Below are 9827 nucleotides of genomic sequence, written 5' to 3'. Positions count from 1 at the left end.
TGACCGCCCTGCTCGTACGGCTCTGCCTCACCCCGATACCCGCGGCGGACGGCGCCAGTCCGCTGACCGAACTGGGCGCGCTTCGCCGGCCGCAGGTCTGGCTGACGCTGGGGATCGCCGCCATCGGCTTCGGCGGCATGTTCGCGGTCTACAGCTATATCACCCCAACGCTGATCGAGGTGACGGGAACCACCCAACATGCGGTGCCGATGCTGCTGGCCGTCGTCGGTGGCGGCATGGTCGCGGGCAGCCTATTCGGCGGCTGGCTCGCGGATCGGGGTATCCTTCGGGCGATCTGGGTGCTGCTGCTGCTCAACATCCTTGTCCTGGGTGCCTTCGCCTTCAGCGCGCACAATCTGATCGCGGTCACGATCAACCTGTTCCTGGTCGGCTTTGCCGGGCTGGCGATCGGTCCGGCGCTTCAGACGCGTCTGATGGACGTGGCTGCGGATGCGCAGACGCTGGCTGCCGCACTGAACCACAGCGCCTTCAACATGGCCAATGCGCTGGGCGCTTGGCTCGGCGGCCTGTCGATCGCCGCCGGATTGGGCTGGACGTCCACCGGGCCGATCGGCGCGGTCCTGTCGGCGGCGGGCCTGCTGATCTATCTGGTCGCGCGGCGATCCGCCCGCCGCGATGGCGTATCGCCCGCGCGATGATCCGGCGGCTGTTTCGTCGCCGCCGTGCGCCCGCCGTTCCCATCGGCACCCGCGTCTATGCGATCGGCGACGTGCACGGCCGGCTCGATCTGCTCGATGCGCTGCTCGACCTCATCCGCGCCGACACGGCCACACGCCCGGCCGCCGAAACGAAGATCATCCAGCTCGGCGACATGATCGACCGCGGCCCGGACTCGGCTGGCGTCGTACGACGGATCATGGCCGGGGTCACCTGGGCCGATCTGACTGCGCTCTGCGGCAACCACGAACAGGCGATGCTGGATGGCCTAGCCGGCGATGACGCCATGCTGCGGCTCTGGCGCACCCACGGCGGCAGCACGGCGCTGGCCAGCTGGGGCGTCGATCCACGGCTCGCACGAACCGGCGACGACGACGCCATCCGCGCCGCTGCTGACGCCGCAATCCCGCCGGCGGAACGCAGCTGGCTCGCCACTCGGCCGCTCAGCATCCGTCACGGCGACTATCTGTTCGTTCACGCCGGCATCCGCCCCGGCATCGCGCTGGATCAGCAGAGTCCGCACGACATGCTGTGGATTCGCGACGATTTCCTGAACAGCCGGCGTGATCATGGGTTCGTGGTGGTTCACGGCCATACCGTGACGCCGGATGTCGCCTGGCGCGCCAACCGGATCGGGATCGACACCGCCGCCCGGGCCAGTGACCGTCTGACCGCGCTCGGACTGGACGGCGCCGATCGCTGGATCCTGTCCACCTGAGAATCGCAGCCTGGTCTAAGCCGCCATCAACACCTTGGTAAACCGGTCGCGCCACCAGATCACGTCTTCGCGCTCGATATTGTCCATCATCGCGCGCCAGCGTTCGATGCGTTCCTCGCGCGGCATCGCCAGCGCCATCGATATCGCGTCAGCCATTTCCTCCGCGCTATACGGATTGATCAGCACCGCCTGAGTCAACTGCTCCGCCGCACCGGCGAAGCGTGACAGAATCAGCACGCCGGGATCTTCCGGGTCCTGCGCGGCGACATATTCCTTCGCGACCAGGTTCATGCCGTCCCGCAACGGCGTCACCAGCCCGATCTTGGCGGCGCGATAGATGCCGGCCAGCACGTCCCGCGAATATCCCTGATTGACGTACCGGATCGGCACCCAGTCGGTATCGGCAAAGGCACCGTTGATCCGGCCCGACATCGCATCCAGCGTAGCGCGGATCTTGCGATAGCTTTCCACGCTCGCCCGGCTCGGCGGCGCAATCTGCAACAGGAACACCTCCTTGCGCTGATCGGGATGCTCGACCAGGAACCGTTCATATCCCAGGAAGCGTTCTTCCAGCCCCTTGGAATAGTCCAGCCGATCGACCCCCACGATCATGTCCCGGCCATCGGCACTGTCGCGCATCCGGCGATGGGCCAGCCGCGCCTGCACCCCGCGCGACGCTTCGATGAACTCGCTGGCGTCGATCCCGATCGGGCAGGCAATCGCGGTCACCGTCCGCTCGCCTAGCTTCAACACCCCGTCCGACAGCAATTCCGCGCCCAATTCCTTGGTGGCGAAATCCTGGAAGCTTTCCAGCCATTCCCGCGTGTGGAACCCGACCACGTCATAGGCAAACAAGGTTTCGGCCAGTTCGGCCGCGTGTGGCAAGGTCGACAGCAATCGGCGCGGCGGCCATGGAATGTGCAGGAAGAATCCCATCCGGTTGTCCACGCCGCGCTTGCGCAGTTCCTGGCCCAGCGGGATCATGTGATAATCCTGGATCCACACTGCATCGTCCGGCTCGATCAGCGGCCGCACCGTGTCCGCGAACCGTTCGTTGGTTCGCTGATAGCCATCCTCGAACCCGCGCTCATATTCGGCCAGATCGATGCGGTAATGGAATAACGGCCACAATGTCCGATTGGCGTAGCCGTCATAATATTCCTCGATATCCTGGTCTTCCAGGTCGATCGTCGCGGTGGTGACGCCGTGCCCCTGCGTGAACTTGATGTCGCCGGTATAATGGTCGGTGCGCTCGCCCGACCATCCGAACCAGATCCCGCCATGTTCCTTCAACGCCGCCTGCAGCGCCACGGCCAGCCCGCCCTGTGCCCCCGAATGTGATCCTGTCGGCGCCGAAACCCGGTTGGACACGATCACCAATCGACTCATCGCACGGCACTCCATGGTTTTGACAACAGCACCGCGCAATTGATGAGGCCGACCAGCGAGTAGGTCTGCGGATAATTGCCCCACAATTCCCCGGTGACGGGATCGATATCCTCGGACAGCAACCCGGCACCCGTGCGCCGGCTCAACATCTCGTCGAACAGCGCGCGCGCATCCGCTTCGCGTCCCGTGAAATGTAACGCCTCGATCAGCCAGAAGGTGCAGACGTTGAACGCCGTTTCCGGCAAACCGAAATCATCTTCGCTATCATAACGCAGCATGTGGCTGCCGCGGCGCAACCCTTCCTCAACCGCCTTCAAGGTCGATCGGAACCGGGGATCGTCCGGCGCCAGGAAACGCAGGTCGAGCAGCTGGATCAGGCTCGCGTCCAGATCGTCGCCCGAAAAGGTTGCCGACAGGCGCTGCGTCCCCTCGCGCCATGCCGCATTCATGATCGTCGTGCGGATGGTGTCGGCACGCTCCTGCCAGAATGCGCGCCGATCCTCGATCTCCAGCGCGGCCGCGGCGTTGGCAAGCCGGTCACACGCGGCCCAGCACATCGCGGCGGAATAGGTATGCACCGATTGCCGCGTGCGCAGTTCCCACAGGCCGGCATCGGGCTGGTCATGGAACTTCCACGCGCGCTCGCCCACCTTTTCCAGCGCGCGGAAATCCTCCGGGCCCGCCATTCGGAACAGCCGCCGATCGACGAACGCCTGCACGTTGCACAGCACGATCTGGCCATAGGCGTCATGCTGGATCTGCTCATAGGCCTGGTTGCCGACGCGCACCGGTCCCATCCCGCGATAGCCCGCCAGACCCGGCGCCATCCGTTCCTCCAGCCGCGCCTCGCCCAGCACGCCGTAGAGCGGCTGGATATGCCCGCCTTCTGCCTCGCCGACGATGTTGCGCAGATATTCCAGATACGCTTCCAGCACGTCCAGCGCGCCCAGCCGGTTCAGTGCCTGCACCGTGTAATAGGCGTCGCGCACCCAACAGTAGCGATAGTCCCAGTTGCGTTCCGATCCGGCATGTTCCGGTACGGACGTCGTCATCGCCGCGACGATCGCACCGGTTTCCTCATGCTGGCACAGCTTCAGCGTGATCGCGGACCGGATCACGGCATCCTGCCATTCCACCGGCGTCGCCAGCCCCCGGACCCAGGCCTGCCATTCGGCGATCGTGCGTTCCAGCATCTGGTCGACCGTCGCGCCGATATCGCCGGAAAAACTCTCGTCCGGCCCCAGGAAGAAATGCAGCGGCCGTTCGCACCGGAACACCGTCTCCGCCTCGATCCGTCCGACCGGCGCGGTCGTCGACAGCCGCAGCGTCAGCGGCTTGAGAAGATAGCGGATATGATGCGATCCGCTGGTCGTCTCGACCGGCGCCGTGCTCCAGTCATGCGTCGGTCGCAATCGCACCCGGATGCGCGGGCTTCCCGCGGTCGGCCGCACCACGCGGGCATAGGCCACCGGGCGATAGGTGCGACCGACCTGCTCGAACCGGGGGCAGAAATCTATGATCTCGACGGCATTGCCCTCGGCATCCTCATGCCGCGTGACCAGCACCGGCGTGTTGCGAATATAGGCCTGCGTCGTCTTCACGCCGCCTTCCATCTCGATCGCCCAATATCCACGATCGGCATCATCGCCGCCAACCAGGGTGGAAAACAGCGGATCGCCATCGACGCGCGGAACGCAGCCCCAGACGAACCGACCCCGTTCGTCGATCAGCGCAGACACCTGGCAATTGCCGATCGGCCAGAGATTCAGGTTCGTCTTGCTCTCAATCGCGGTCATATCCATCCCCCAAGCCACCGGCGCACGGCCGTCACATCGTCCAGTCGATACCGCGCAGCGGTGGCGCGCATCGGTCCCACCAGCACGCCATATCCGCCCAAGGCCGTCACCGCCACGAAGGCGGCCTCATCGGTGTCGTCATCCCCCACGAAAATCGGGGCGTGTCCGGCGAACGGTGCGGCGGCATGCAGCCGGCGAACCGCATCACCCTTGTCGATGCCGGCGGGGCGCAATTCCACCACCATCTTGCCGGTTTGCACATCCAGCCCGCTCGCCGCGGCCAGTTCCCGCACCAGCGCCTGGGCGGCATCGCCCACGTCCGGGTCGGCGCGGTAATGCAGCGCGGCGCCGAACGGCTTCTCCTCCACCAGCAATCCCGGTCGCGCCGCGGCAAAGGCGTTCAGGTCCGCGACTGCGGCCGGCAACCCTTCCGCTCGCGCTGGCCCGTCGCGCCGTCCGTCCGACCACCGCGTCTCCACGCCGTGGCTCCCGCTGATCGCAAGCCCGGGGCACGGCACCAGCGCCGCCAGCGTATCGATCGCCCGTCCACTGATCAGCGCGACACGCCCATCCAGCCGCAACGACAAGCCGGCCAGCATCACCGCGACGCTGTTCTCGACGATCACCGCATCCGGCGTGGCGGCGATCTCGACCAGCGTCCCGTCGAAATCCAGATACAGGCTGACATCAGCAATCGGGCCGTCAGGCGGCGGGGGGAGCGCATCCATCATCCGCGTAGGAACGCAGCGAGGGCGGATTGTTCCGATCGGACCCGCCCCGCCCGCCGTCGACCCGCACGATCCCGTCGCAAGCTCCGTGCTCCGGCTTCGAGATTGCACATCTACACCCGCTCCTTCGTCGCCGAAAACCGCACCGTCGGCGCCCGCCCGCTCACGAAGTTCAGATCCCACAGGTCCTTTGCCAGGAACACCGGCTGTCCGTCGCGGTCCATGGCCATCGCGCTGCGGTGCTGCGACTGGAACGCGCTCATGTCCGCCGCCGCATCCGTGCTGATCCAGCGTGCCGTGTCCCAGGGTGACGGCTCCAGCCGCGCGTCGACCTTATATTCATGCTCCAGCCGGCTGATCAGCACCTCCAGCTGCAACTGCCCGACCACGCCGACGATCATCTGCGATCCGATCGCAGGATGGAACACCTGCACCACTCCTTCCTCGGAAAGATCGTCCAGTGCCTTGCGCAACTGCTTGGTCTTGGTCGGATCGATCAGCTGTACCCGACGCAGGATTTCCGGCGCGAAGTTCGGAAGCCCGGTGAACACCACCGGCGCGCCCTCGGCCAGCGAGTCGCCCACCCGCAGCGTCCCGTGGTTCGGGATGCCGATGATGTCGCCCGGCCACGCCTCGTCCGCCACTTCACGGCTTTGCGCAAAGAACAGGATCGGGGAATGCACCGCGATCGCCTTGCCGGTGCCCGATTGGTTCAGCTTCATGCCGCGCCGGAACTTGCCCGAACACAGCCGCATGAACGCCACCCGGTCGCGGTGCTGCGGGTTCATGTTGGCCTGCACCTTGAACACGAACCCGGTCACGCCGTCGGCGTCGGGGCTGATCGGCGCCGGATCGGCCGGCTGCGGGCGTGGGCTGGGCGCCAGGTCCCGCAGCGCGTGGATCAATTCCGGCACTCCGAAATCCCGCAACGCCGATCCGAAATAGACGGGCGTCATGTCGCCGTGCAGATATTTGGCGCGGTCGAACGCAGCATAACCGCCGACACCCAGCTCGACCTCCTCACGCAGCTTCGCCGCCGCCTGCTCGGAAATCAGCGTGTCCAGCTTGGGATCGTCCAGCCCCGCCACCGTCTCGACCCGCCCTTCGGGCAACAGCATGCGGTTGCCGGCCACGTCGAACAAGCCTTCGAACTCGCCGCCCATGCCGGCCGGCCACATCATCGGCGCGACATCCAGGGCCAACTGGTCCGCGATTTCGTCCAGCAGATCGAACGGCGACCGTCCCTCACGGTCGACCTTGTTGACGAAGGTGATGATCGGCACCGATCGCAACCGGCACACCTCGAACAGCTTGCGTGTCTGCGCCTCGATGCCGCGCGCCGCGTCGATCACCATCACGGCGCTGTCGACCGCAGTCAGCGTCCGATAGGTATCTTCAGAAAAATCCTCGTGCCCCGGCGTATCGAGCAGGTTGAATGTCAGGCCGTCATATTCGAACGTCATCACCGACGACGTCACCGATATTCCGCGCTGCTGTTCGATCTTCATCCAGTCGGATCGCGCGCGCCGCGTCTGCCCGCGCGCCTTGACCTCCCCGGCCAGGTGGATGGCACCGCCCGCGATCAGCAGTTTTTCGGTCAGCGTCGTCTTGCCGGCGTCCGGGTGCGAGATGATCGCAAAGGTCCGGCGGTCAGGACGCCCGGTCGGGCGGTCGTTCATGCGTCTTTTTCCAACAGGGGTCGGGGTTGCGCCCGCGGTACAGGCTGCGGCGTACAAAGGCGAGGCCGCGCTTTTTGTAAAAAAAGCATCGGGGCCCGGAACCCAAACCAATTTCATGCGCTTCGCACCATGTCCCTTCCGACGTCCCCCCCTCGGACCGGACATAGATTGCGGGCTGCGCATCCTCCCCCCCCCCGGAGCGCAGCCCGTTTTCTTGCGGGCCGGTCGTGGTCGCGGTTTCAGACTGCGATAGCACCGGTCCGCCTTCACTTTCTTCGCTCATCAAGAAACTGCTTTCGGTGCGCAGCATCGGGAACAATATTGCACAAAATTGTCGCCGCCGAACAATGTCTTTCGCTTTGTGTCAAATTGGACATCGAAGAATTGTTGACCACATCGACATGCAAATCCATGGGTGCGGTCATGACTATGCCGCGCCTTCGCGCTTCCCCCACGATTCCCTGCTTGATGCTGCTTCTGGCGGTCGCTGCGTGCGGATCGAACGCCGATCAGAAAAAGGGGCCACCGCCGACGCCAGAGGCTGGATACATCGTGGTGCGGACCGAAAGCGTTCCGCTCGCCACCGAGCTTGCCGGCCGCACCGCGGCCTATGAGACTTCGGAGGTACGTCCGCAGGTCTCCGGCGTCATCAAGGCCCGGCTGTTTACGGAGGGCTCGGTCGTCCGTCAGGGGCAGACTCTCTACCAGATCGATCCCAGCCTTTACCGTGCCTCCGCCGCTGAAGCGCGAGCCAACCTTGCCAGTGCCCGCGCCAACGAAGCTGCCGCCCGGGTCAAGGCGGATCGCTTGCGGCCGCTCGCCGCGATCGAAGCCGTGGCGCAACAGGATTATACCGATGCCGCCGCACTCGCCGCACAGGCGCGCGCCAGCATCGCGCAGAACGCAGCTCTGCTGGAAACGGCGCAGATCAATCTGCGCTTCACCAGGGTTCCGGCGCCCATTACCGGCAGGATCGGTCGGTCACTGTTCACCACCGGCGCGCTGGTGACGTCGGGTCAGGCTGATCCGCTCACCACCATCCAGCGGCTCGACCCCATCTTCGTCGATATCCAGCAATCCTCGGCTGATCTGCTGGCGCTCCGCCGTCAACTGGCGAGCGGCGGCGTCGTACCGGCCTCCGCCCGTGTCCGGCTGAAATTGGAGGACGGCAGTTCTTACGCCTTGTCCGGAACGATCCAGTTCACGGATGTCACCGTCGATCAGAATACCGGAACGGTGACGTTGCGCGCCCGTTTCCCCAACCCCGACGGGCTGCTGCTGCCCGGCATGTATGTCCGCGCCACGCTCGATCAGGCGCGCGACCAGAACGCCATCCTCGTTCCGCAGGCCGGGGTCAGCCGCGATCCCAAGGGCCAGGCGACCGTCTTCGTGGTCGGGCCCGGCAACAAGGCGGTGCAGCGCATCGTTCAGGCACCGCGTACAATCGGCACCAACTGGCTCATCACCGGCGGGTTGGCACCGGGCGACCGGGTGATCGTCGAAGGGGTCGCGCGGGTGAAAGCCGGGCAGGCGATCAAGCCGGTCCCCGCCGGATCACCGCCCAGCAAACCGCAGTCACCGTCCAAATCGGGGTCCGGGTCGAAGGCGGGCGCTACGCCCCGCAACGGTTGAGCCGGCCATGATCAGCCGCGTCTTCATCGATCGCCCGATTTTCGCCTGGGTGATCGCCATCGTCATCATGCTCGCGGGTATCGGGGGCATCCTCTCGCTACCGGTGGAACAATATCCCGATATCGCGCCGCCGGCGGTCAACATCCGTGCGGCATTTCCGGGCGCATCGGCCGAGACGCTGGAATCCAGCGTCACGCAGATCATCGAGCAGCAGCTGACCGGGATCGACGGCCTGCTGTATTTCTCCGCCACCTCCAACTCCGCCGGTTCCGTCACGGTTACCGTCACCTTTGAAAAGGGGACCGACCCCGACATCGCGCAGGTCCAGGTTCAGAACAAGGTTCAGCAGGCCCTGCCCCGCCTGCCGCAACAGGTTCAGCAACAGGGCCTCGTCGTCACCAAATCGAACCCCGATGCGCTGCTGGTCGTCGCGATCTACGACTCCACCGACCGTCAGACCGCGGGCGATATTTCCGACTATCTGATCTCGAACCTTCAGGATCCGATCGGCCGGCTGCCCGGCGTCGGCGACCTCAACGTATTCGGCGCGCAATATGCGATGCGGATCTGGCTCGACCCGTTCAAGCTGGCAAGCTTCGCGCTGATGCCGTCCGACATCACGTCCGCGATCCAGGCGCAGAATACGCAGGTTGCCGCTGGCCAGATCGGGGGCCAGCCCTCCCCCGACATCCAGATGCTGAACGCCACCGTCACGGCGCGTTCGCGGCTGACCACACCCGAACAGTTCCGCAAGATCATCGTCAAGACCCAGACCAATGGCTCCAAGGTGTTGCTGTCGGACGTCGCACGGGTCGAACTCGGCAACGAAAGCTACACGACCGTCAGCCGCCTGAACCGCCACCCCGGCGCGGGCCTGTCGATCCTGCTCGCACCGGGCGCCGACGCACTCAAGACCGCTGATCTGGTGAAGTCCGAGATCGAGCGACGCTCCAAATCCTTCCCCGCGGGGTATAAATACTCGTTCCCGCGCGACAGCACCGCGTTCATACAACTGTCGATCGATGAAGTGATCAAGACGCTGTTCGAAGCGATTTTGCTGGTCGTGATCGTCATGTTCGTGTTCCTGCAAAGCTGGCGGGCGACGCTTGTCCCGGCGATCGCGGTTCCGGTGGTGTTGCTTGGCACGTTCGGGGTGTTCGCGGTCGCCGGATTCTCGATCAACACGCTGACCCTGTTCGGGCTGGTC

Annotated in this window: 8 protein-coding genes; 4 read left to right on the top strand and 4 right to left on the bottom strand. The window is 65.2% G+C overall.

The window, feature by feature from the left end:
• Together VF649_RS11385 and VF649_RS11380 are read left to right on the top strand one after the other, a co-directional pair.
• Positions 1–659: MFS transporter (locus VF649_RS11385; protein WP_331012073.1), on the top strand; the 659-nt coding region annotated here is incomplete at its 5' end.
• Positions 656–1396: a metallophosphoesterase gene (locus tag VF649_RS11380; RefSeq protein ID WP_331012072.1), complete on the top strand. Its 741-nt coding sequence runs from the start codon at positions 656–658 to the stop codon at positions 1394–1396. The genes VF649_RS11385 and VF649_RS11380, both read left to right, overlap by 4 nt.
• A gap of 15 nt (positions 1397–1411) precedes the next feature.
• Here the strand turns inward: VF649_RS11380 and VF649_RS11375 are convergent, their stop codons facing one another.
• The 4 genes from VF649_RS11375 to VF649_RS11360 all read right to left on the bottom strand — a co-directional run bounded on the left by VF649_RS11375 (position 1412) and on the right by VF649_RS11360 (position 6988).
• Complete coding sequence (locus VF649_RS11375; protein WP_331012071.1) at positions 1412–2785, bottom strand: alpha,alpha-trehalose-phosphate synthase (UDP-forming); 1374 nt, start codon at positions 2783–2785, stop codon at positions 1412–1414.
• Positions 2782–4581, bottom strand: coding sequence for a glycoside hydrolase family 15 protein (locus VF649_RS11370; RefSeq protein ID WP_331012070.1), 1800 nt, complete (start codon positions 4579–4581; stop codon positions 2782–2784). The genes VF649_RS11375 and VF649_RS11370 overlap by 4 nt, the downstream gene beginning before the upstream one ends.
• A complete protein-coding gene (otsB, locus tag VF649_RS11365) occupies positions 4578–5309 on the bottom strand; it encodes a trehalose-phosphatase (protein WP_331012069.1) in 732 nt (243 codons plus the stop codon). The genes VF649_RS11370 and otsB overlap by 4 nt, the downstream gene beginning before the upstream one ends.
• A gap of 113 nt (positions 5310–5422) precedes the next feature.
• Positions 5423–6988 (bottom strand): peptide chain release factor 3, encoded by a 1566-nt coding sequence (locus VF649_RS11360; protein WP_331012068.1) that lies wholly within the window; start codon positions 6986–6988, stop codon positions 5423–5425.
• A 429-nt stretch (positions 6989–7417) separates the two neighbouring features.
• Between VF649_RS11360 and VF649_RS11355 the strand changes: the two genes are divergently transcribed.
• On the top strand, positions 7418–8620 hold the full coding sequence (locus VF649_RS11355) for an efflux RND transporter periplasmic adaptor subunit (protein ID WP_414713670.1): 1203 nt from the start codon (positions 7418–7420) through the stop codon (positions 8618–8620).
• A gap of 7 nt (positions 8621–8627) precedes the next feature.
• On the top strand, positions 8628–9827 hold a 1200-nt coding region (locus VF649_RS11350), incomplete at its 3' end, for an efflux RND transporter permease subunit (RefSeq protein WP_331012067.1).

Origin of the sequence: Sphingomonas sp. (assembly GCF_036387535.1) — a bacterium.
GTDB lineage: Bacteria > Pseudomonadota > Alphaproteobacteria > Sphingomonadales > Sphingomonadaceae > Sphingomonas_R.
Note: the sequence above shows the minus strand (reverse complement) of the source record. Positions and strands in the feature narration are given on the sequence as shown.